We start from the raw sequence: 23,482 nt of genomic DNA on the forward strand, positions 1-23,482 counted from the left end.
GCCTTTCGGGCTGCGGGGAAGCGTTCAGGGCTTCCAGGGGAGGAGGGCGAGGAAGATCGCGGCGGATGCCGTGAGCATGAGCGCGACGAACACGACGTCGCGGCGGCGGAAGGGCACCCTGTGGCGTTCGGTGCGGGTGTCGTGTGCGCCGAAGGCGCGGGAGTCCATGGCGAGGGCGACGCGCTCGGCGTGACGGATGGCTCCGGCCAGCAGGGGCACGATGTAGCCCCAGGCGCGGGCAAGACGGGCGAACGGCCCGCGTCCGCCGTGGTGGCCGCGGACGCGGTGCGCCGCGCGGATCACGGCCAGTTCGTGCCCGAACCGCGGCACGAACCGGAACGCCGCGAGGGCCGTGTACCCGATGCGGTACGGCACGCGAAGCTGCTGCACGCTCGCGCGGACGAGATCGGGTCCCGTCGTGGTGAGTCCGCCGATGAGGGCGAGCGCGACGATCGCGCCCAGGCGCAGCGAGGTCGCGAAGCCCGCGGCGAGGGCGCCCTGGCGGAGCGTCCAGCCGCCGAGCTCGACGACGGGTGGCGTGCCCGCGACGCGCGCCGCGTCGACCCAGAGGGAGAAGCCCGCTCCGATGAGGAGCACGCCGAGCGGCAGGGCCGCGAACAGGATCACGGCGTTGCGCCGGCTCGGCCGCGCGCCGGTGAGCAGCACGAGGTACGACAGGGCGAGGAATGCCGCAGGGGTCGCGACGTCGCGTACGAACACGAGCACCACGATCGCGGGCAGCACGGCCGCGACCTTCGCGAGGGGATTGAGGCCGTACAGGAACCAGCGCGTCGTCGCCGGGGCGAGCGGCGCGTAGGGGTCGATGCGCGCGGTCATGCGCGTGCCGCCAGCATCCGATGCAGGGCAGGCAGGCGCAGTCCCGCCGAGGTGAAGACGCTCTCGTCGCGGAAGAGCTCGTGCGTGCGCCCTGCGGCGTGCACGCGCCCGGCGCGGAGGATCACGGTGTGGGTCGCGTGCTCGGCGACGAGCTGCAGATCGTGGGTCACGACGACCACCGTGGTGCCCTCGGCGCGCAGCGCGTCGAGCAGGTCGAGCAGTTCAGAGGCGCGAGCGCGGTCCTGTCCGAAGGTGGGCTCGTCGAGCGCGAGCACGGGTGGCCCGGTGATGAGCGCCGTGCCCACCGACAGCCGCCGCTTCTCGCCGCCGGAGAGCAGGAACGGGTGCACGTCGGCCTTGTGGTCGAGGCCGAAGCGCGTCAGCATCCCGGTCACCCGCCGCTCCACCTCGTCGGTCGGGACGTGACGAAGGCGCAGCCCGTGCGCGAGCTCGTCGAACACGGTTCCGGCGATGAACTGATGCTCGGGATTCTGGAACACGAAGCCGACGCGCGACGCGAGCTCGCGCGGAGACGCTGTGCCGGCGTCGACCCCGTCGACGAACACGCGGCGCCGCGGTGGGGCCACCACGCCCGCGAGCGCCTGGATCAGCGTGGTCTTGCCGGCGCCGTTCGCGCCCACGATCGCTGTGAGGCTGCCGCGTTCGACGTCGAGATCGACGCCGTGCAGCACCTCGGTGCGTCCGCGCCGGACGGTGAGATCGCGAGCGCGGATCACCGGGTCGGACGCGCGGGCGGAGAGCTCCGGATGCTCGGCCGGCTCTCGCGCGGGATCTTTGGGCGTGCCGTACCGCGCGCCAGGCTCTCGCGCGCCAGGCTCTCGCGCGGCGATCGTGCGCGCGGTCGAGGAGCCGGAGCTCTCGAGCGCATCCAGGGCGGTGGACAGCTCGGGCGCCGTGAGCGGAAGCGGATCGAGGGGCAGGCCGGCGTCGCGCAGCCGCAGCCCGGCGAGCGTCGCCGCGGGGAGCCAGACGCCCATGGCGAGCAGTTCGTCGGCGTGGCCACGCAGCACAGCGGATGCCGGACCGTCGAACACCAGCCGCCCCTCGCGGTCGAGCACGAGTACCCGCGTGATGAACTCCATCGCCGCGTCGAGGTTGTGCTCGACCAGGAGGATCGCCCGGTCGCCCGATCCGACAACATCCGCCAGTGCGGCGTACACATCGTCGATGCCCTGCGGGTCGAGGTTCGCGGTGGGCTCGTCCAGCACGATCAGCGGCGATCCCATCGCGAGGGCGCACGCGATCGCCAGACGCTGCCGCCCCCCGCCCGAGAGGAGGTCGGGGTTGTCCGCCCTGCGCTCCCACAGTCCGACGCGGCGGAGGGCGTCTTCCGTGCGGGACTCGACCTCGGCGAGCGGCAGGAGCAGGTTCTCCGGGCCGAACGCGACCTCGTCGTACACGGTGCCGGTGACGATCTGCGCGTCGGGGTCCTGGAACACCATCGCCACGTGCGTGCTCAGCTGCGGCGTCGGCGTCGATGCCGTGTCGAGGCCGCCCGCTTCGACGCTTCCGCTCATCGACGCCGGGACGGCATGGGGCACGAGACCGTTCAGCGCCAGCGTGAGCGTCGACTTGCCCGATCCTGACGGGCCCAGCAGCAGGACGACCTCTCCGCGGCCGATGTCGAACGAGACGCCCTGCGGCGAGGGGTGATCGGCATCCGCGTGGGTGATGGAGAGGTCACGCACGCGGAGAAGGGGCGCGGATGGGCGCACGGCGCAAACCTCGGGTCGGTGGATCGGACTCCTCCAACTTAGCCCAGCCTTACCTATCCCGCCACACGGCGGGAGGTCAGCGCCGGGCGACGCCCGCGCGGCTGAGCGAGGCGCCGACGGCGAGGCCGACGGCGGTCCATGCCACCGGACCCAGCACGGCGATGACGAGGTACGCCACCTGCTCCCACGGCATCCGCACCGAGAGGTCGACCGCGAAGAACACGACCACCGCGACGATGAGGCCGATCACGACCGCCGACACGAAGAAGCGCCATGCGCCCCACGCGCGGTACCGGGTGAGCGCCGCGACGCCCTCCTGGATCGCGCCGAAGAGCAGTGCGGTTCCGATGAAGCGCATCGTCCACGCGGGGTTGAAGGCACTCGCGACGAGTGCGGCGATGACGTGCGTGAGGAGCGCGACGAGCGGGCGCCGCAGCACCTCCTGGGCGATGATCCCCGGCAGCACGTGCGAGCCGAGCACGAGACCGTACAGGAACGCGGGCCCGGTGATCACCGGGATCGTCAGCCAGCCCGCGATGCCTCCGAGCAGACCCGTCGCCACGCCGATCGCTGCACAGACGAGGAGCACACGGGTGGGCAGGGCGCGAGACGAGGGGGCCACGACTCCAGCCTACTGTCGACGAAAAGCACGCGGCTCTGGCCATTCGGCCAGGATTGGCCGCAGCGCCTGGCAGGTGTCGGCGCCCAGGACTAATTTGATCGACGGCGCGGCAACGCGGCCGTGTCATGAGCGTCTGGGAGCACCACATGGGTCGAACACCCCTCCGGATGGCGGCAGCCACCACCCTGGCCACGCTGTTCATCGCTTCTTCGGCGACAGCCGGTTACGCAGGCGTGGGGGAGGTGACGCACCCCGCTCCCGTCGAGGGCACGTCAGGCCACTACATCGTCGTGATGAAGGCCGACCCGCTCGCCAGCTACACCGGCGACGTCAAGGGCCTGAAGGCCACCAAGCCCGCCGAGGGACAGCAGCTCGAGACGCAGTCGCAGGAGTCGCAGCGCTACCTGAAGCACCTGCAGACCGAGCAGAAGGACATCGCCGCGCAGGTCGGGGTCACGCCCGACGCCACCTACCAGGTCGTCCTCAACGGCTTCAGCGCGCAGCTGAGCGGCGAGCAGGTCGACAAGCTGCGGGCCTCGAAAGACGTCTACGGCGTGTACCCCGACGAGATCCGTCACCCCGACGCGCAGACGTCCACCGACTTCCTCGGCCTCGGCGACGACAAGAAGGGCCGCGGAGGCGTCTGGCAGCAGACGGGCGGTGTCGACAAGGCGGGCGAGGGGATCGTCGTCGGCGTGGTCGACACGGGCATCGCGCCCGAGCATCCGTCGTTCGCCGGCAAGAAGCTGAAGAAGCAGAAGAAGCAGGCGAACCGCCACAAGGGCGCCGAGCCGTACACCGACGGCACGTACGTCTACTTCGACAAGGCCGACGGCGGGCAGTTCCAGGCGAAGATGGTCGAGGGCCAGGGCTGGGACAAGAGCGCGTACTCCACCAAGCTCATCGGTGCGCAGTACTTCTACACCGGCGCCGAGGCCGACGGCTTCGACTTCCAGTACGACTACCTGTCCCCGCGCGACGGCGCCGGGCACGGGTCGCACACCGCAAGCACGGCGGCGGGCGACTTCGGCGTGAAGGCCTCGATCGAGAACGTCGACTTCGGCTCGATCTCCGGCGTCGCTCCCGGAGCGAAGATCTCCGCGTACAAGGCGTGCTACGAAGGTCCCGACCCCGCGGTCACGACCGACGACATCTGCGCGCTGAGCGACCTGGTCGCGGCGATCGATCAGGCTGTGGCCGACGGTGTCGACGTGATCAACTACTCGATCGGTGGCGGTGCCGCCAAGACGGTTCTCGGCCCTGAGGACATCGCGTTCTTCAACGCAGCCGCCGCCGGCGTGTTCGTCTCGGCGAGCGCGGGCAACGACGGCCCGGATGCGTCCACCGCCGACCACGCGTCGCCCTGGTACACGACCGTGGCAGCGTCCACCATCCCGACGTGGGAGGGAACCGTGCAGTTCCCCGGCTTCGAGCAGGCCGGCGCGTCGGTGAGCGTGCCGTTCGGCGGCACGGTCGAGGGCCCCTCGGTGTACGCGGGAGACGCCGCGGCGGCTGGGGCTGCCGACGCGCAGCTGTGCCTGCCCGGCACGCTCGACCCCGCGAAGGTCGCCGGCCACATCGTGGTCTGCGACCGCGGCAACAACGCGCGCGCCGAGAAGTCGCAGGTCGTGAAGGAGGCCGGAGGCATCGGCATGATCCTCGTGAACGTGCCAGGCGGTGCCGACTCGCTCGACAACGACTTCCACGCCGTGCCGACCGTTCATCTCGCCGCTGCCTACCGCGACGCGGTGCTCACCTACGTGCGCGGCGGCGTCGATCTGCCGGTCACCCTCGTCGGCGAGAACACGACCGGCGTGACGACCCCGGTGCCTCAGATCGCGGGCTTCTCCAGCCGCGGCCCGATGCTCGCCGACGGCAGCGACATCATGAAGCCCGACGTGGCGGCGCCCGGTGTCGCGATCCTCGCGGCGACGAACAACGGACCAGGCGAGACGCCGACGTTCGGCATCCTCTCCGGCACGTCGATGGCGGCCCCGCACGTCGCGGGCCTCGCCGCGCTGTACCTCGGTGAGCACCCGAACGCGACGCCCGCCGAGATCAAGTCGGCGATGATGACGACGGCGTACGACACGGTGAACGCCGACGGCTCGCCGAACACGAACCCGTTCGAGCAGGGCGCGGGAGAGGTCGAGCCGAAGCGCTACCTGCAGCCCGGTCTGCTCTACCTGAACGCTGCGGCCGACTGGGCGGCGTTCATCGAGGGCAAGGGGCTGGGCGAGTTCGACGGCGTCGAGCCGATCGACGGCAGCGACCTCAACATCGCGTCGTTCTCTATCGGTTCGCTCGCCAGCGCGCAGACCGTGACACGCACCGTGACCTCGACCGAGGCCGGCACGTTCACGGCATCCGTCGACCTCCCCGGTGTGGATGTGACGGTGTCGCCGTCGACGTTGAGCTTCAGCGGTCCGGGCGAGACGGCGACGTACACGGTCACGTTCGACAACCGCAGTGCGCCGGTCGAGCAGTGGGCGACGGGCACGCTGACGTGGAAGAGCGAGAAGAACTCGGTGCGGTCGCCGATCGCGGTGTTCCCGGTGACGGCGGATGCTCCGGCCGAGGCCTCCAGCACGGGCGTCGACGGCACGACGACGGTCGAGGTGACGCCTGGCATCACGGGAGACCTCGCGCTGAACCTGTCGGGCCTCGCGCCGTTCCAGCTGCTCGCCGACCCCGACGGGCGCGTCGAGGGGCACTCGGGTGACGAGGCCTCGGGCGACGAGAACAAGGACGTCGCGTGGATCGTGGACGTGCCGGCCGGCACCACGCTGTCGCGCTTCGACCTCGACTCGTCGGACGACACGGGCAGCGACCTGGATCTGACCGTGTACCGTGTGGTCAGCCCCGACGACCTCCGCTACTACCAGAAGTGGCAGTCGGCGACGGGCTCGGCGGACGAGCGGGTCACCATCACGGCTCCGACTGCGGGCACCTACCTGGTGATCGCGAACGTGTACTCGACCTCGGGTCCGACGACGTGGGACGTGACCTACGCCAACGTGCAGCCCGAGGGGGAGGGCGCGTTCACGGCCTCGCCGAACCCGATCGCCGCGGTGCGCGGTGAGAAGACGAGCTACGAGCTCAGCTGGAGCGGCCTCACCGCCGGCACCCGCTACCTCGGGTTGGTCCGGTACGGCGACTCCGCCGTGTCGACGATCGTCACGGTCGACGCCGAGTAGCCACAGTCGCACGACGCCCCGCATACTCCGCGTGTGCGGGGCGTCGTGCTGTCCGGCGGGCGGCGGGCCCAGCCCGTCCTCCGACTCGCGCGGTGTCGTTTTGTCGGGAGATTTGCTGTTTGTCGGGAGCTTTCGGTGCGACACGCCGGGCACGGCTGGTCCGGTTCCGACGAACCGACCGGCCGACAACCGGCTCGGTTCCCACGAACAGACCCCGGCCCACACCCACGCCCTGCCGACCCACCCCACCCCAGCCCAGGCGGGCGTCGCGTCAGATCGCGCGACCCCGGGGCAGGAGGCGCACCTCGGGCAGAGGCGGGGCCGGGATGCGCACGTCGTGCCCCTCGACCACTCCGAATCGCGGCGAACGGGCCTCCCAATCGTCACGCGCGGCGACGATCTCTTCGTGCGAGCGGCCCGCGAAGTTCCACCACATGACGATCTCCGACTCGAACGGCTCCCCGCCGAGTAGGAAGAGCAGCGCGCCGCCCGCGCTCGAGACCTCGATCTCGTCTCGCGAGTCGCCGAGGTAGAGCATGTCGTTGCGCACCAGCGGATGCTGCTCCACACCGGCGTCGCCCTCGACGAGCATCAGCCCGTGCTCCCAGTCGCCGCGCAGCGGGAGGCGTACGGTCGACCCGGCCGGCACGGAGATCTCGGCGCCGACGATGGGCGTGTGCACGGTCGCGGGCGAGGTCACGCCGGCGAACTCGCCCAGCACGACCGTGGCGACCGCATCCGCGCCGCTCTCCGTGGCCAGGGCGACCCGCGGCAGCGCGGTATGCCGCTCGAACCCGCCTGCCCCGTGTCGCGCCGATTCCGGCAGCACCACCCAGAACTGCAGCGCGTCGAGCGGAACGGGCCCCTCGCCGATCGAGTACTCGGAGTGCGAGATGCCGTTGCCCGCCGTCATCAGGTTCAGCTGCCCGCGCCGCAGGTCGGCATCGCTGCCCAGCGAGTCGCGATGACGGATCTCGCCGACGAGCGGCCACGTCACCGTCTGCAGTCCGATGTGCGGATGCGGTTCGACGCGCATCTTCGTCTCGGCGGGGCCGAATCGGTCGAGGAAGCACCACGCACCGATCGTCGGCAGGTTGCGATGCGGCAGCACGCGCAGGACGTTCATGTTGCGCACGCCTCCGAGCGGGACCTCCCGCGGTTCGAGGACGATGCGGCGCGCCCCGATCACCGGTCGTCGCCCGCCTCCGCAGGTCGGCTGGGCCAGCGGATCTCCGCGCCGTCGATCTCGTGCGTCTTGAGGTACTTCGCGATGTACGGGCAGAGCGGCACGATCGCGTCGCCGGTTGCGGCGGCATCCGTCAGCGCGGCCTTCGCGAGGATGCCGGCGAGTCCCTGCCCCTGGAACGCCGGATCGACCTCGGTGTGCGTGAAGCGGATCGCGCCGGGGCGCCGGTCGAACTCGGCGAAGCCTGCGAGCACATCGCCCACGTGGATCTCGTAGCGGGAGGAGTCGTCGTTGCGCGTGACGGCGGGGTCGGTCATCGGGACTCCTCTTTCGCTCACTGCTCGAAGTAGCCGGCCTGTTCGAGGATGCCCACCGCGTCGTCGCGTGCCGACACGTTGAGCTTCTTGTAGATGGACAGCGCCTGCGTCTTCACAGTACTCGGTGCCACGTGCAGCGCGGCCGCGATCTCCGGAAAAGAACGCGGCAGCCGGAGCTGCTCGGCGACGGCCCGTTCGCGGCGGGTCAACACGGGGAACGCCGGCGGGTCCGCCGTGGCCGACGCGCCCTCTCGGAGCGCGGTGAGCGCGGGCGATCCCGCGTCGCCCGCAAGCTCGAGCGCGCCGATGAGCACCCGCCGGTCGAGCGGATGCAGGAGTGAGAACGTGTCGGCGGGAACCGACCCGCCGAGGATCGCGAAGGCCTCGCCGATCTCGCGATGTCCCAGCTCCGTCATCTGCATGCGGAGGTGCGCGAGCCCCCGGTAGAGCAGGATCGACGTCATCGTGTGCAGGTTGTGCCTCGGGCGGATGCGCATGCACTCCGTCGTCACGCTGAGCACGGAACGCGGGTCGCCGATGCGCAGGTGCGCGACTGCGCGCAGCTGATTCGGACAGCACACGTGCTCGCCCTCGGGTTCCTGCTGGCGCAGGAGTCCGAGGGCCCGGAGCGGCTCGTTGCGTCGGATGAGCGCGAAGGCCTGAAGATGGAGCGCGAGACGGGCGAGCAGACCTTCGCCATCGTGACGTTGTCCCGCTTGGATGACGCGCGACGACAGCGCGACCATCCGATGGTCGTCGCCCGTGAGCATCGCGACGGCGGCGTCGACGAGCTGACAGAGCGGACGCGAATTCGGATCGTGCTCCAGAAGGCGGTGCAGCCGGCCGCTCAGCCGCTGCAGACGCGGCAGGTCGAGCGCCGTGAACGCCAGCGACGCGTCGGCCGCGTCGGCGAGGAACTCGGCCGCGTCGCGATCCCACCCGTGACGCTCCCGGAGAGCCCGCATCTCGCGCTGCTGCTCCTCGGCGACGTCGTGGTCGCGGCTCAGGGCGCTCGCCGCAGCCAGGATGCCGCGGCTGCGAAGGATCCACAGCGCATCTCCGAGATCGAGCGCGTTCGCGACGAGCCGCTCCGCCAGTGCGCCGGCCGCTCCGATGTCACCGGCGCAGATCTTCGCCTCGGCGACGGCGCAGCTGAGCCCGAGCACCACGACCGGCGGAGCCCCCGCACCGGGCGGCGGGAGCGGAACGTCACGCCAGCGATCGGCGAGCTGCGCTGCCGCGCCGGTCTGGCCGAGACGCGACAGCGCCATGATGCGGGCAGCCGCCAGCACGCGATCCTCGTCGGTCCATCGCTCGGTGTCGGGGTCGAGTCCGACCGCACGCAGCGCGTCGATCGCCCTCGGCGAGGGAGGCCTGCGGCCGTGCAGCGCCGATTCGACGAGTTCGACCGCATCCGTCAACTCGGCGGACGCGACGGTGCGCGTAGTCCCCATGGGCGTTCCCCCAACGTCATGTGGATGCCCGGGGCTCGGGTGCCGGGCCGTTTCTTCACTATGTCAGCGCGTGCGGTCAGCGAGTGCTGCGCGGACCGCTCACGCGGATACTGACAGTCGCGGCGCGCGGGAAGGCACCAGAATTCCACCGCCGATTCCACCGGGCGGTGGAGTAACCGGGTGGGTCGGCATCCGTCTCCTCCTTCGGCGCCGTGACTGGGGCCGCTGTTCTGGGGCAGCGGGGCGCGGCGCCGGACAAGGGGGGAAGAGTGAAGAAGAGAGCATTGTCGCGCGGATCGTCTGCGGCGCTTGCAGTGGGGCTGGTCGTCGCCGGGGTCTTCGTGGCCACCGAAGCGCACGCCGACGACACCGTCGGCGCGGCAGGTGAGTCGGTCGGCGTGGAGTCGGTCGCGCTGACATCCGAGACCTCGAGCGCATCGGATGCCGGGGACAGCCAGGGGCCGGGCGGCACGGATGCCGGGAGCAGCGAGGGGTCCGGATGGGTCGATCCGTATGCTCCTGCGGAGCCGCCGTACCCGCCCACTCCGGTGGAGCCGCCGTACCCGCCGACCCCGGTGGACCCGCCGACGCCAGTGGAGCCGCCGGCTCCACTGGTTCCTCCGACTCCGGTCGAATCGACGCACGGCACTCCCGCTGCCTCGGTCGCGGCGTCGTCGGCGGCGCCGAGCGAGCTCGCCCTCACCGGAGGTGCCGATCTTGCGCCGTTCGCGGCGCTCGCGACCGCTCTGCTCGCCGTCGGCGTGGGCCTGCAGGTGGTGACCCGACGCCGCGAGGGGCGGTAGTCGGTTTTCCACCCGATCATCAACCACTGGACGAGTTATCTGTTCGGTGAACGATGGTCCCTTACTGGTGGTGGTGCCAACCGGCATCGCCGTAGAGGCGAATTTTGTAGGGGTCGCCTCACGGGGCGGCTGTCGTTGTGGGGACGGCAGCCGCCTCGAAACCGCTGAGGCCCCGACACCGTCGGGCGAGATCAGAACGATGCCGCTGGGGAGCGCGAAATGAATCTCACGGGAATGCTCGTCGACCTTGCCGGCGTGTTCGCGATCCTCGCGAGGATCCTCGTCTCGGCCGGCACCGCGCTCTTCCTCGCGTACGTCTTCTACATCGCCGGGATGCTGACGATCGCGGCGGCCGTCCGCGCCGTGAGGCGCCTGCTCGGGCGGCGCGCTCCGCGCGTCGCGGAGGCGCGCGCGTGACCTGCGTCGGCGGATGCGGCACCGACATGGTCGTCGCGCTCAACGTCTTCCTGATCCTGGCCTCCGCGGCATACGGGCTGGTGCTCTTCGTGTTGTCGCGCGTCGAGCCGTCGGCGTCGGGCCGTCACGACGGCATCCGAGCACCCTCGTGGCAGAAGCGCCGCGGCGCGCCGATGCCGGCCCTCATCTTCGTCCTGCCGTGTCTGAACGAGGAGAAGGTCATCGCGGCGAGCCTCGTCCGGCTCTCGGCGCTGCGTTACCCCGACATGCAGATCCTCGTCGTCGATGACGGCTCCGACGATCGCACGGCCGAGATCGCCGCCCGGCACGACGCCCCTCGCGTCACCGTGCTGCGCCGCAGTCTCCCGCATGCCCGCGAGGGCAAGGGTGAGGCGTTGAACGCCGCCGTGCAGTACATCGTCGGCAGCGGCATGTGCGCCGGCCGCGATCCGCGCGATGTGGTGCTGTGCGTGCTCGACGCCGACGGCAGGCTCGATCCGCACGTGATGGATGAGGTGCGCCACATCCTCACCGACCCGCACGTCGGCGCCGTGCAGATCGGCGTGCGCATCAACAACCGCGACCGCAACCTCCTCGCCCGCATGCAGGACATCGAGTTCGTGCTGCACACCGAGATCTTCCAGCGCGGACGTCGGCACCTCCGCAGCGTGGGGCTCGGCGGGAACGGCCAGTTCGTGCGACTGGCCGCGCTGAACTCCCTCGGCGTGCGGCCGTGGAGCACGAACCTCACCGAAGACCTCGACATCGGAGTGCGGCTGCTCCAAGCGGGGTGGCGCATCGAGTTCTGCGCCGCGGCGGCGGTCCACCAGCAGGGCATCGAGTCGCTGCGCCCGTGGGTGCGCCAGCGCACGCGCTGGTTCCAGGGCCACCTCCAGTCGTGGGCGCTGATCCCCGGAGTCCTCAGCCGCACGTCCGGCAGGCAGAAGCTCGATCTCGTCTACAACCTCACCAGCCCGTTCCTGCTCTTCGTGAGCTCGCTGCTCTCGGTCGGCTTCTGGCTGTCGCTGGTCTCGGCGCTGCTCCTGATGATCGGCGATGGCCGGATGCCGTCGCCCTGGTGGGCTTCGGCCTACGTCGTCACGTTCGGCCCGATGATCGTCTACGGCACGCTCTACTGGCGCATCGAACGACAGTCCGGCGTCTCGTTCTGGCGGGTCATGCTTCTCATGCACCTCTTCCCGCTGTACACCAGCCTCTGGTACCTGGCCGGCTGGCGCGCTTTCGCACGCGCGATCACCCGCCGCAACGCGTGGGCCAAGACAGATCGCGTCGATGACGACGCGATGCCCGCCCACACCGCGCCCCTTCCGACCCTCGATGGAGGTCATCATGGCGACTGACATGCCGCTCGTCCGTCCTATCAGCGTGCTCGCGGTCTACGGCACCCGCCCCGAGGCGATCAAGATGGCACCCCTGGTGCGGGCTCTGCGCGCCGACCCTCGATTCACCGCCGACGTGGTCGTGACGGGACAGCACGGCGAGATGCTCGACGGGGTCAACCGGCTCTTCGGCATCGAGCCCGACGTCAACCTGCGCATCCATTCCCCCGGCCAGACCCTGACCGACATCACCACGCGCACGCTGGCGCGACTGGGCGAGGTGCTCGCCGAGCGACGACCGGATGCCGTGCTCGTGCAGGGCGACACGAGCACCACGTTCGTCGCCGCTCTGGCCGCCACCTATGCCGGCATCCCGGTGATCCATGCCGAAGCCGGCCTGCGCACGGGGGAGCTGCTGAACCCGTTCCCCGAGGAGGCGAACCGCCGCCTCACGACCCGGCTGTCGAGCCTGCATCTGACGCCGACGGCGACCGCGCGCGACAACCTGCTGCGCGAAGGCGTAGAGGCCCGCGACATCGTCGTCACCGGCAACTCGGTGATCGACGCGCTGCTGCAGACCCTCGACACGGCGCCGCGACTCGACCCGGCACTCGAGGCACGTCTGAGCGAGGGCAGGCCGTTCGTCCTCGTCACCGCGCACCGGCGCGAATCGTGGGGTGAGCCGCTGCGGCGGATCGGGCGCGCGATCGCCCGTCTCGCCGAGCTCTTCCCCGACCACTATCTGGTGTGCCCCCTGCACGCGAACCCGCTCGTCCGGGCCAGCATCGAGCCGGCGGTCGCCGGTCATGACAACGTCGTGCTGACGGCGCCGCAGCCGTACCCGCAGTTCTGCGCCCTGCTGTCGCGCTGCCGGCTCGTGCTCACCGACAGCGGCGGGGTGCAGGAGGAGGCGCCGGCTCTGGGCAAGCCCGTGCTGGTGATGCGTGACACCACGGAGCGCCCCGAGGCCGTCGCCGCGGGTACGGCGGTGCTCATCGGCACGCAGGAGAACGCGATCGTCGACGCCGTCTCCCGGCTGCTCACCGCGGAAGGCGGAGGCGCCGAAACCCGCCCGATCAACCCATACGGAGACGGCCACGCGGCGGAGCGCACGGTGCAGGCGATCGCCCGTCATTTCGGTCTGGACGACCACGTCGACGAATTCGCCGCGTAACGGACGCCTGAGATCGGCCCCGGCTTTCCACCCGTCCTTCGACCAGCAGCGGATTCTCCTGACGACCGGTATGCAATTTCATGAGCAGTGGGAGATGCGAACCGCGCATCCCCGGCACTCCACGATCCCCACACGTGGGAGTGAACCCCATGGAGACATTCGCTCCCCGGCATGTCTCCGGCGGACATCTCCCGTTCCGCCACCGGGGCAGCAGCTTGAATTCGCGGCCGCTGCCCCGGATCTCTTCCCGACGCGTTCCGGCCGCCCGAGCCCCGGCCGCCCGAGCTCCGGCCGCCCGAGCTCCGGGAGCCGCGCCTGTGCACGACGGCCGCGGCGTCGGCGGTGGTCGTTACGCTGGATCCATGCCCTCGACTCCGCACGACCCCTACGAGGGTCTGCCCTACGCCGACGAGCCGTGGGGCGACGACGGATGGGAGCCGTCCGAGCCGCCGGAGCCGATGGACTGGGAGCCGCAGGGCCCAGGGTTCGAGCCGCCACTCGACTGGGGGAGCGGCCCGTCGACGCCGGTCGTCGCATCGGCGCCGGCATCCGTTCCCGCCGTGGGCAGGGCGGCGCCGAGCAGGTTCGCGTCGGCGCTCGAGGCGCTCACGACGGTGTTCGGATACGACGCGTTCCGCGGCGATCAGGCGGCCATCGTCGAGCAGGTGATCGCAGGGGGCGACGCGGTCGTGCTCATGCCGACCGGCGGTGGCAAGAGCATCACCTACCAGGTGCCGGCCCTCGTCCGCGAGGGGACGGGCCTCGTGATCAGCCCGCTCATCGCGCTCATGCACGATCAGGTCGACGCGCTCCGGGCGAACGGCGTTCGGGCGGCCTATCTGAACTCCACCCAGTCGATCGACGAGCGGCGCGAGGTGGAACGCGCGTATCTCTCGGGCGAACTCGATCTGCTGTACGTGGCGCCGGAACGGCTTTCGGCCGCGTCGACCACGGCGCTCCTGCAACGGGGAACGCTCAGCGTGATCGCGATCGACGAGGCGCATTGCGTGTCGCAATGGGGTCACGACTTCCGTCCCGACTACCTCGCTCTCGGCGACCTCGGCGAGCGGTTCCCCGGAGTTCCGCGCATGGCCCTCACGGCGACCGCGACGAGGGCGACGCATCGGGAGATCACCGAACGGCTCCGCCTCGACGACGCCGCCCACTTCGTCGCGAGCTTCGACCGGCCCAACATCCAGTACCGCATCGTGCCGAAGGTCGACCCGCGACGTCAGCTGACGGCGTTCATCCGGTCCCAGCCGGAGGGCGCCGCCGGCATCGTCTACGCGCTCAGTCGCAAGTCGGTGGAGCAGACCGCCGACCACCTCGTCGCCCAGGGGATCGATGCGCTGCCGTACCACGCGGGCCTTCCGGCCGAGGTGCGCGCGGCGAACCAGGCACGATTCCTCCGTGACGACGGGGTGGTGATGGTGGCGACGATCGCCTTCGGCATGGGGATCGACAAGCCCGACGTGCGTTTCGTCGCGCACATCGACCTGCCCAAGTCGGTCGAGGGGTACTACCAGGAGACGGGGCGCGCCGGTCGCGACGGCGAGGCGTCCGTGGCATGGATGGCGTACGGGCTGGGCGACGTGGTGCAGCAGCGACGGCTCATCGAACAGAGTCCGGGCGACCGCACGTTCAAGATGCGCATGGGTCAGCACCTCGACGCGATGCTCGCGCTCTGCGAGACGGTCGACTGCCGTCGCCAGAATCTGCTGGCGTACTTCGGACAGAGCCTCAGCGGTGACGGGGGTGCGGGATACGAGGGTGACCGCTGCGGAAACTGTGACACCTGCCTCGAACCCGTCGACACGTTCGACGGGCTGATCCCCGCGCAGAAGCTGCTCTCGACGATCGTCCGTCTCAAGCGGGAGCGCAACCAGGCGTTCGGGGCAGGACATCTCATCGACATCCTGCGAGGAGCGTCGACCGACCGCATCCGTCAGCAGGGCCACTCCGCCCTGGCGACGTACGGCATCGGTGCCGATCTTTCGGAACAGGACTGGCGCAGCGTGATCCGGCAGCTCCTCGCGCGCGGCATCCTCGTCGCACAGGGCGAGTACGGCACGCTGGCGCTCGGCGAGCCCGCGGCGGGCGTGCTCCGAGGTGAGACGGCCGTGCCGCTGCGTCGCGACACGATCGGCCGAACGGCATCCTCCCCTCGTTCCCGCAAGGCGAGCGCCGCGGATGCGCTCGACGCGGGCGACAGGCCGCTCTTCGAGGCGCTCAGGGCGTGGCGTGCAGAGACGGCCCGAGAGCAGGGGGTTCCGGCCTACATCGTCTTCGGCGACGCCACACTGCGTGCTCTCGCCGAGCGTCGTCCGACCACGATGGGCGGATTGGCGGGCATCACGGGCATCGGCGAGAAGAAGCGGGCGGCGTACGGCGATGCGGTCCTCGCCGTGATCGCCGCGCACTGAGGCGGCCGGTCAGCCCTCAGCCTCGATCCACCGATGGGGAGGCTTGCTGAGTTGGCGTCGTAACGCAGAAATGCCCCTCTGACCAGGAAGAATAGAGCTTGTCTAAGGTCCTATTTCCCGAGTCTGAGAGGCATCTCGTAGGTGCAATTCAAGCATGCTCCCGTTGCCGTGTCGGCTGTGTTCGATGATCCGAATCTCGTGTCGGTCGCGGGGCTGGTCCCGATGCTCCGTCTTGCCCGTTCTGCGGGGCTTGATGAGCTCGCGCAGTCGCGATTGAGCGTCCCGACGGACAAGGGTGCGAACGCCGGCGGCAAGGTGATGGCGCTGGTCGCGGGGATGCTCGCTGGCGCGGACTCGATCGACGACATGAATCTGCTTCGTCATGGCGGGATGGGCCGGTTGTTCGATCGGACGTATGCACCGACGACGCTGGGCTCGTTCCTGCGGGAGTTCCGGTTCGGGCACGTCCGCCAGCTCGATGCCGTCGCCTCACGGACGCTGGTGAACCTCGCATCGGCCGCGCCGCTGCTGCAGATCCGGGACGGTGAGCGGGTGATGGTCGACGTGGACGACACGATCATCGAGGTCCACGGGTGCCAGAAGCAGGGAGCGTCGTTCGGGTACTCCGGCGTCCGCGGCCTCAACGCCCTCGTCGCGACAGCGTCGACGACGACCTCAGCGCCGGTGATTACCGGTGTAAGTGCATTATCCGGGTGAGAACTATCCCGAGGCTTCCGAGCGACTGACGCGCTCTGGCGGCTCGCCAACATGCAGGGTTGTGACTTGCGGCGGTCTCGCGTCAGATGGCCGCAGGCGGTTCCGGTGGAGGTATTCTCAGGTCTATACGCGGAGAGCCTCGAGCACGTCGGTGACTGTGTCCGCCGGCGGGTGATCTGCACGGAGATCGAACTCTGCAACAGCCGTCCGACGTGCGTCGTAGGCCTCGATCTTCGCGATCGTTCCTTCACGCCAGATCCGGGTGAACACGACTGTGGGATTCATGACGGTTCCTTCGGGGGCGAGGAGCCCGAAGTTGTATAGAGTTTCTGCCCACCAGTAGTTCGCTGTCTGCTCCGGGGGCTCCCACTCCGCGGCCTGGTTGGCGGTGATCTTGCGACCTAGTGCCTTGGAAGCTGCGGACGCGATCACGTTCCGATCTGCTGAGGCCGGAGTGGTGAATACCTCACCGCCGATGAGGGTGAACTCGAGCGTGTCCGGGCCGAGCAGTATCTGCCGGATGAGACCATCGTGCGGGCGGAGGTTCTCCAAGGTGGAAGCTTCCCGGATGGCGTCGCGCCAGAGCGCGGCGTCAGTGGGGTCTCGGTCTGTCCTGGTCATTGGTTCAGCGCGTTCTTTACGAAATCGGGGCATTTGCCGTCGATGCCCTCGCAGTAGGCGGTCACCACTCCGTACTTGTCACCCTGATATGAACGGAAATCCACGATGGTGCGCACCCAGACCGTACGAACGACCTTGCAGTTGTTCCCCCAGAAGTCGCACTTGACCTCGTTGGCGGCCAGTCGGTAGCGCCATGATGTGCCGCCGTCGGGGGTTCGTGTTGTAGCTTTCTGGGTGACTACGCGTGGTGTGCGGTATGTCAGGTTGTGCTTGTTGAGGATCTTGTCGTACGGCTGGGACCGCAGCACAACTTGCCGACCACCGAAGTCATTCCACCGGAAGAGTACGTTGTTGGTCGCGGCTGCTCGCGCGGTGGGCGCGGGCTCAGCCTGAACTGTCGGCGCGCTTGAGGCTGTACCGGGGGTCACCTCGATCCCGAGCTGAGCGAGCTCTTCGTCTGAAACAATCGAGCCGACACCGTCTCCGACGTCACCGAGAACCGAGAATATGACGCCCTCATCAGTTTCGGCGGTCGGGTTAGCCGACGTATCGAACCCGGATGCGGTCGCAGGGGTAGCGGTCGCTAAGGTGAATGCTGTAGCGATCGCGAAGAAGGAGAGCACAGTCCTGCTGGTGGCCTTCGTCAGATGCATTGACAATGCTACCTTCCACGAGTTGAAGTCGATTCTGCCATCGGGCGACAGCAGAAGAACTCTCTGATTAGGGTATCCTAAGTAAGTGAGCCCGTCGAGGGAGCGGGCGGGGAAGCCTGACGTCGGCCTGAGCTTGAAGAGCAGCCCCATCGAGAGCGCAGTGGCTGGCCACGCCAGAGCATATGTACAGATGACCGTTCATGTGAACCGCCGCAGGTTCACTGCCGCTGTCGCGCGGGGAGGGAACTGTCAGTTCAGCGGTGGTGGCCTATCGACTGCTGTTTTCTCGCAGCGCCGGGTAGTCGCCGCGGGTGCTACCTGAGAGGCGGGCGTAGTTCTCGAAGGTGGCGACGCTGAAATCGAGTATGTCTGCGAGGACTTTGGCGGGGACGGCTCCGGCGAGCCGGAACCGGGCGGCGTTCTGTAGCGCGGAGATGCTGGTGCCGAGAGGGCGCAGGCGTAGTGAAAGGTATTGCGGGTCGAGAGGCTGCCCAGGGAGACGGCCAGGGAACAGCCATGCGTCATCGTCTGCGTCGGGTCGGAGGTCGAGTTGCTCCCGGGCGAGCAGGGTGATCGGCGCGGGCAACGTGAGCGGACGGTCTCCGATGCGGAGGTCGAGGCCGTCGTTCTCGTCGCGGAGCTGGCGGCGATGCAGCGCGAGCGTCTTGGTTGCGGGCAGTCCGTAGACCGCGATCAGCAGCGCCGCAAGGCGCGCATCGAGCGCGATACCGCGATCCGTGGCGAGGGTGCGGATGGCCGAACGGGTTGAAGGACGACTGGTGCTCCGACGGATCCCAGACCTGAACCCCAAGCAGGTCGAGCAGCCGACCTTGTTCGACAGCTACCGGCACCACGCGTTCTTCACCACCACCGACAAGCAGACAATGGGAACCGTCGCGGCGGACAAGACCCACCGCGGGCAGGCGATCATCGAGCAAGTTCACGCCGACCTGAAGGCGGGCCCGCTCGCTCACCTGCCCTCGGGAGTGTTCACCGCGAACAGCGCATGGCTCGTCCTCGCCGTGATCGCATTCAACCTCACTCGCGCCGCTGGACTCATTGCCGACCGAGGCGGGCGGCTCGCCCGGGCAACGACCGCGACGATTCGCCGCACCCTCATCTCAGTGCCGGCACGACTGGCACGGGCGGCGCGCCGCATCATCCTGCACCTGCCGGACGCCTGGCCCTGGCAGACCGCGTTCGACCGACTCTTCACCGCGACGCACGCACCACCACCGGCCGCGGCCAGCTGACCACCGCCGCCACAGCGGCACGACCGAGAACGAAGTGGACAACCGGGATGAGACGCCCGGAACTCACCCCTGCCCGCAGCCGATCACGCCGCGCCCATCACGCCGACGCCACCCGCCGAAGGCTCATCGGTGGATCGAGGCTCAGGCAGCACGTCGTCGAGGTGCGCGCGCAGGTGTGCGGCGACGTCCACGGCGCCGCGGTCGTAGAGCCATTGATACTGCAGACCGTCCCAGAGCGCGATGAGCCAGATCGCCTCGTGCTCGGGGTCGCGGTGCGACGGGAGGTCGCCGTCCTCCTGCGCGAGGCGGAACAGCTCGGCGAAATAATCGATGGCCCGGCTGAAACGCTCGGTGAAGTACGCGTGAGCGGGGTGGCTCTCGGGCACGGCCTCGCACGAGAGCACGGCGTAGACCTCGATGAGACCGGGCTCGTCGAGGGCGTTGACCCTGGCGCCCTCGTGGAGCCCGCGAAGCACGTCGGCGGCTCGCGCCGCGTCGGCGCCGTCGACCCGCTCACTGATCGACCTGTCGCGCTCGGCCAACACCGCCCTGAGCAGGGCGTCCTTCGAGGGGTAGTGGTGCAGGAGGGTCGACTTCGAGACGCCGACGGCCTCGGCGATGTCACGCAGGCTGGTGTCGCCGTATCCGCTGCGGGAGAAGAGGTGCATGGCGTCTGCGACGATCTGCGCACGCCGGCGCCGCCCGACCGCGTAACCCGGGTCGACGTCGAGCGGTGAGATGATGAACGTCTCCGGCAAGGGCCCGGCGGGTTCGCGCGACTCCTGCGCGTCGTCGGGGTCGCGCCAGCCGACGGGCAGCGACCACAGGCTCTCCCGTTCCTCGAGCAGGTCGACGATGTCGACGCGGTGCGGCAGGTACTGGGTCAGCAGCTGCAGCCCGTCCCACGCCGCCATGTGCCGGGTCGCTTCGGCGTCGAGATCGCGGTCGGGCGCGATCACCCCGTGGTACGCGGCATCCTGCAGCGCGTCGACCGTGAGGGCGTGCGTTCGGGCGTAGCGGTCGCGCATGCGTTCGTGCGCGGGGTGCCCGGGAGCGGATGCTTCGCCCGTGAGCGCGGCGAAGAGCTCGAGGTAGCCCGGGGTGCGGGCGTTTCGTGCCGCGAGCTCGGAGTAGATCAGCGCGCCCGGCTCGGATGCCGCCAGCAGATCGCTGAGCACCTCGCCGTTCTCGTCCTCGAACTGGGCGACGACCTCGGCGAGCAGGTCGTCCTTCGAGGCGAAGTGGCCGAGCAGACCGGGATGGCTCACGGATGCCGCCGCCGCGATGTCGCGTAGCGACGTCGCACGGTACCCCTGCGCGGTGAAGAGTTCGCGGGCGGCGGTGAGGATGCGCGCTCGCGTATCGGCGGCATGGGCGTGCCGGGTGGTCGTCGTCATCGCATCCTCCTCGAGGATTCTATCCTCGCGCATTACCAATCGGTCGGGTTTCAGTTACCAAACGGTCTGTTTTCGTGTATCGTCGTGCCCACGCACCGTCGACGACGATGTGCGCGTCCACCCGAAAGGACCCTCATGACAGAGCTGTCACCTGCCGCCAATGCGGCTGCCGTCGGCACGACCGGGTTCAAGGCGCCCGGCACGACGCCCGTGAAGACCCCGCGCGGCTATGCACCCGGCCTCGCCGCCGTGAACTTCGGCGTCTTCCTCGCCCTCCTCACCCCCGTGATGGTGTCGATGGCGTTCAAGATCCAGCACATCGACCCCGTGACCACCGAGGGGAGCCTCGGCCTCGTCATGGGCGTCGGCGCGGCGTTCGCCCTCGTCGCGAACCCGCTCGTCGGCCGCCTGTCCGATCGCACGACGTCGCGGTGGGGCATGCGCCGGCCGTGGATCCTCGGCGGGGCGATCGTCGGCCTGGGCGGCTTCGCGCTGATCGGCGTGGCCACCTCGGTCTGGGTGGTCCTGCTGGCCTGGTGTCTCGTGCAGACCGCGATGAACGCGGTTCTCGCGGCGGCGAACGCCACCCTTCCGGATCAGGTGCCGGTGGGCAGCCGCGGCAAGGTGTCGGGCATCGTCGGCATCACCACGCCCATCGGCATCCTCGCAGGCACCTTCCTCGTCAACTACCTGCCCGGCGATCTCGGGCGCTTCGTGGTGCCCGCCGTGATCGCTCTCGTGCTCGCCGTCGTCTTCGTGCTGATCCTCAAGGACCGGCGTCTCGCCGAGAAGCCGGCCGAGAAGTTCACGATCGGCATGTTCTTCGGATCGTTCGTGTTCAACCCCCGCAAGCACCCGGACTTCGGATGGACCTGGCTGACCAAGTTCTTCGTCATGTTCGGCTACGCGGGCATCGCCACCTTCCTGCCGCTGTACCTCGTCACGAAGTTCGGTCTCGACGAGCAGGGCGCCGTCACGACGATCCTCATCGCCAACCTCGCCTCGATGGCGGCGATGGCCGTGTCGTCACCGCTCGGCGGGTACCTCTCCGATCGCATCGGCAAGCGCCGCCCGTTCGTCGCGGTCGCCGGCGTGGTCATGGTGGTGGGGCTGGTGCTCCTCGCCGTCGCCCCGACCATCGAAGTGGTCGTCGTCGCGCAGGCCATCATCGGGCTCGGCGCCGGATCGTTCCTGTCGGTCGACCTCGCCCTGGCGACCGAGGTGCTCCCGAACCCCGACGACACCGCGAAGGACCTCGGAGTGCTGAACATCGCCAACGCACTGCCCCAGTCGATCGCCCCCGCCATCGCCCCCGGCATCATCGCGCTCGGCGCCGCCACACCGCTCGGCGGCTACACCACCTGGTACCTCTTCGGCGCCGTCGTCGCACTCGCCGGAGCCGTTCTCGTCTACCGCATCAAGGGAGTCAAATGACCATCGCGACCACGACAGACCGCCCCTGGCTCGATGCCGATCTCGCGATCGACGAGCGCGTGGAGCTTCTCCTCGACGCCATGACCATCGAGGAGAAGGCCGGCATGTTCTTTCACACCATGATCGGCCTCGGCGATCCGGATGAGAAGAACGCGGTCTTCGGCACGCCGTCGGCGCGCGAGTTCCTGGAGCTCAAGCACATGACGCACTTCAACCTGCTCGGCGCGGCGGCCACGGGGCGGGAGCTCGCCGCCTGGCACAACGCCGTGCAGCGCATCGCGGCATCGACGAGGCTCGGCATCCCGGTCACGTTCTCGACCGATCCGCGCCACTCGTTCAGCGAGAACCCGGGCGCGTCGATCCTGGCGGGTCCGTTCTCGCAGTGGCCCGAGACCCTCGGGCTCGCGGCCACACGCGACGAGAGCCTCGTCCAGCGCTTCGCGGACATCGCCCGGCAGGAGTACGTCGCGGTGGGACTGCGCGTCGCCCTGCATCCGCAGATCGATCTGGCGACCGAGCCCCGCTGGGCCCGGCAGACGGCGACCTTCGGCGAGGATGCCGAGCTGTCCGGGCGGCTCGGCGCCGCCTACATCCGCGGGTTCCAGGGGGCGTCGTTCGGCCGCGGCTCGGTCTCGACCATGACCAAGCACTTCCCCGGGGGCGGGCCGCAGAAAGACGGCGAGGATCCGCATTTCGCCTATGGCAGGGAGCAGGTGTACCCCGGAGGCCGGTTCGAGCTGCATCTGAAGCCGTTCGAAGACGCGCTCGCCGCCGGCACGAGGCAGATGATGCCGTACTACGGGATGCCGATGGGCACGGAGTACGAAGAGGTCGGTTTCGGCTTCAACAAGTCGGTCATCACCGGGCTGCTGCGAGAGCGGTACGGATTCGACGGCGTCGTCTGCACCGACTGGGGGCTCATCAACGACGCCGAGATCTTCGGCGAACCGTTCCCCGCGCGCGCGTGGGGTGTCGAGCAGCTGACCCCCAAGGAGCGCATGAAGAAGGTGCTGGAAGCCGGGGCAGACCAGTTCGGCGGCGAGGCGTGCCCTGAGCTGCTGCTCGAGCTCGTCGCCGACGGCGAGGTCACGGAAGCGCGGCTGGACGTGTCCGCCCGGCGGCTGCTGCGTGAGAAGTTCGAGCTCGGGCTGTTCGACGATCCGTACGTCGACGAGGATGCCGCCGATGAGATCGTGGGTCGTGCGGACTTCCGCGCCGCGGGTGAGGAGGCGCAGCGCGCGTCGATCACCGTGCTCACGAACGGCGGTGCGCTGCCCTTCGCGCCCGGGCTGAAGCTGTATGTGGAGGGCATCGACATCGAGGTCGCGGCGGCATACGGCGTCGTCGTGCCGTCGCCGGAGGAAGCCGATCTCGCCGTCCTCCGGCTGCATGCGCCGTTCGAGCAGCGCGCCACCGTGTTCGAGAACTTCTTCCACGCGGGGTCGCTCGACTTCGCGGCCGAAGTCGTCGAGCACGTGCGCGAGGTCTCACGCCTGGTGCCGACGGTGGTCGACGTGTTCGCCGATCGCCCCGCGATCCTCACGCCGATCGTGGAGGATGCTGCGGCCGTCACGGTCAACTGGGGTGCGTCGAGTGCTGCCCTTCTCGACGTGCTCAGCGGCGCCGCGCCCGCACGCGGAAGGCTGCCCTTCGACCTTCCGCGGTCGATGGCGGCCGTCGAGGCCTCGCGCCCGGATGTGCCGTTCGACACGGCCGATCCGCTGTTCCGGTTCGGCCACGGCTTGACGCTCTGACGGCATCCGGGCCCTGACCCGGCGCCCCCCACCCGCCTCACTGGAGCCCGGCCGCCTGCCTCCGCGCCCCCCCCCCTCACCGGCTTCGCAGATCTGCGACCCTCGCGTCGAGGCGGGCGGGCGCCGGCGTTTCCCGCACATCTCTCG

The 23,482-nt window shown here is 69.5% G+C and carries 18 protein-coding genes and 2 pseudogenes; 10 read left to right on the plus strand and 10 right to left on the minus strand.

Annotated elements, in window-relative coordinates:
• Positions 1–24 precede the first annotated feature (24 nt).
• The 3 genes from AB663_RS05965 to AB663_RS05975 form a co-directional block, all read right to left on the minus strand.
• Positions 25–837, minus strand: a complete 813-nt coding sequence (locus AB663_RS05965) for an energy-coupling factor transporter transmembrane component T (RefSeq protein ID WP_067196688.1) — start codon at positions 835–837, stop codon at positions 25–27.
• A complete protein-coding gene (locus AB663_RS05970) occupies positions 834–2,573 on the minus strand; it encodes an ABC transporter ATP-binding protein (protein ID WP_067196690.1) in 1,740 nt (579 codons plus the stop codon). The genes AB663_RS05965 and AB663_RS05970 overlap by 4 nt, the downstream gene beginning before the upstream one ends.
• A gap of 76 nt (positions 2,574–2,649) precedes the next feature.
• Positions 2,650–3,195, minus strand: a complete 546-nt coding sequence (locus tag AB663_RS05975) for an ECF transporter S component (RefSeq protein ID WP_067196692.1) — start codon at positions 3,193–3,195, stop codon at positions 2,650–2,652.
• Between the two features lie 146 nt (positions 3,196–3,341).
• Between AB663_RS05975 and AB663_RS05980 the strand changes: the two genes are divergently transcribed.
• On the plus strand, positions 3,342–6,392 hold the full coding sequence (locus AB663_RS05980) for a S8 family serine peptidase (protein WP_198147942.1): 3,051 nt from the start codon (positions 3,342–3,344) through the stop codon (positions 6,390–6,392).
• A gap of 271 nt (positions 6,393–6,663) precedes the next feature.
• Here AB663_RS05980 and AB663_RS05985 read toward each other — a convergent pair whose 3' ends face one another.
• The 3 genes from AB663_RS05985 to AB663_RS17530 are packed head-to-tail and all read right to left on the minus strand — an operon-like array spanning position 6,664 to position 9,349.
• Positions 6,664–7,518, minus strand: coding sequence for a pirin family protein (locus tag AB663_RS05985; protein WP_083511330.1), 855 nt, complete (start codon positions 7,516–7,518; stop codon positions 6,664–6,666).
• Between the two features lie 59 nt (positions 7,519–7,577).
• Positions 7,578–7,895, minus strand: a complete 318-nt coding sequence (locus AB663_RS05990; RefSeq protein ID WP_067196698.1) for a GNAT family N-acetyltransferase — start codon at positions 7,893–7,895, stop codon at positions 7,578–7,580.
• A gap of 17 nt (positions 7,896–7,912) precedes the next feature.
• Positions 7,913–9,349 (minus strand): helix-turn-helix transcriptional regulator, encoded by a 1,437-nt coding sequence (locus tag AB663_RS17530; protein WP_067196700.1) that lies wholly within the window; start codon positions 9,347–9,349, stop codon positions 7,913–7,915.
• Between the two features lie 269 nt (positions 9,350–9,618).
• On the opposite strand from AB663_RS17530, the gene AB663_RS06000 reads away from it, so the two are divergent.
• From AB663_RS06000 to AB663_RS06025, 6 genes and pseudogenes are all read left to right on the plus strand, one after another.
• On the plus strand, positions 9,619–10,152 hold the full coding sequence (locus tag AB663_RS06000; RefSeq protein ID WP_157540924.1) for a hypothetical protein: 534 nt from the start codon (positions 9,619–9,621) through the stop codon (positions 10,150–10,152).
• A 219-nt stretch (positions 10,153–10,371) separates the two neighbouring features.
• Positions 10,372–10,569: a hypothetical protein gene (locus AB663_RS06005; protein WP_157540927.1), complete on the plus strand. Its 198-nt coding sequence runs from the start codon at positions 10,372–10,374 to the stop codon at positions 10,567–10,569.
• Positions 10,566–11,930: a glycosyltransferase family 2 protein gene (locus AB663_RS06010; protein ID WP_067196707.1), complete on the plus strand. Its 1,365-nt coding sequence runs from the start codon at positions 10,566–10,568 to the stop codon at positions 11,928–11,930. Before AB663_RS06005 ends, AB663_RS06010 begins: the two co-directional genes overlap by 4 nt.
• The gene (gene wecB, locus AB663_RS06015; protein WP_067196710.1) at positions 11,920–13,083 is read left to right on the plus strand and encodes a non-hydrolyzing UDP-N-acetylglucosamine 2-epimerase; all 1,164 of its coding nucleotides are present in this window, start codon (positions 11,920–11,922) and stop codon (positions 13,081–13,083) included. The genes AB663_RS06010 and wecB overlap by 11 nt, the downstream gene beginning before the upstream one ends.
• A gap of 362 nt (positions 13,084–13,445) precedes the next feature.
• The gene (gene recQ / locus AB663_RS06020) at positions 13,446–15,506 is read left to right on the plus strand and encodes a DNA helicase RecQ (RefSeq protein ID WP_198147944.1); all 2,061 of its coding nucleotides are present in this window, start codon (positions 13,446–13,448) and stop codon (positions 15,504–15,506) included.
• Positions 15,507–15,647: 141 nt separating this feature from the next.
• Positions 15,648–16,196: pseudogene (locus AB663_RS06025) on the plus strand (IS1380 family transposase); the annotation flags it as partial.
• A 150-nt stretch (positions 16,197–16,346) separates the two neighbouring features.
• Here the strand turns inward: AB663_RS06025 and AB663_RS06030 are convergent.
• The 3 genes from AB663_RS06030 to AB663_RS17350 all read right to left on the minus strand — a co-directional run bounded on the left by AB663_RS06030 (position 16,347) and on the right by AB663_RS17350 (position 18,308).
• Complete coding sequence (locus AB663_RS06030; RefSeq protein WP_067196714.1) at positions 16,347–16,844, minus strand: hypothetical protein; 498 nt, start codon at positions 16,842–16,844, stop codon at positions 16,347–16,349.
• Positions 16,841–17,497, minus strand: a complete 657-nt coding sequence (locus AB663_RS06035) for a hypothetical protein (RefSeq protein WP_067196717.1) — start codon at positions 17,495–17,497, stop codon at positions 16,841–16,843. Before AB663_RS06035 ends, AB663_RS06030 begins: the two co-directional genes overlap by 4 nt.
• Positions 17,498–17,765: 268 nt before the next feature.
• Positions 17,766–18,308: a hypothetical protein gene (locus AB663_RS17350; RefSeq protein ID WP_198147991.1), complete on the minus strand. Its 543-nt coding sequence runs from the start codon at positions 18,306–18,308 to the stop codon at positions 17,766–17,768.
• Between AB663_RS17350 and AB663_RS06045 the strand changes: the two are divergent.
• Positions 18,253–18,750 (plus strand): annotated as a pseudogene (locus AB663_RS06045) (transposase); the annotation flags it as partial. The gene AB663_RS17350 and the pseudogene AB663_RS06045 overlap by 56 nt on opposite strands.
• An 83-nt stretch (positions 18,751–18,833) precedes the next feature.
• On the opposite strand, the gene AB663_RS06050 reads toward AB663_RS06045, so the two are convergent.
• A complete protein-coding gene (locus tag AB663_RS06050) occupies positions 18,834–20,147 on the minus strand; it encodes a TetR/AcrR family transcriptional regulator (RefSeq protein WP_067196724.1) in 1,314 nt (437 codons plus the stop codon).
• A gap of 135 nt (positions 20,148–20,282) precedes the next feature.
• On the opposite strand from AB663_RS06050, the gene AB663_RS06055 reads away from it, so the two are divergent.
• Together AB663_RS06055 and AB663_RS06060 are read left to right on the plus strand one after the other, a co-directional pair.
• On the plus strand, positions 20,283–21,581 hold the full coding sequence (locus AB663_RS06055) for an MFS transporter (RefSeq protein WP_067196727.1): 1,299 nt from the start codon (positions 20,283–20,285) through the stop codon (positions 21,579–21,581).
• Positions 21,578–23,335, plus strand: coding sequence for a glycoside hydrolase family 3 protein (locus AB663_RS06060; RefSeq protein WP_067196730.1), 1,758 nt, complete (start codon positions 21,578–21,580; stop codon positions 23,333–23,335). Before AB663_RS06055 ends, AB663_RS06060 begins: the two co-directional genes overlap by 4 nt.
• Positions 23,336–23,482: the final 147 nt, after the last annotated feature.

It is taken from the genome of Microbacterium sp. XT11, assembly GCF_001513675.1.
GTDB lineage: Bacteria > Actinomycetota > Actinomycetes > Actinomycetales > Microbacteriaceae > Microbacterium.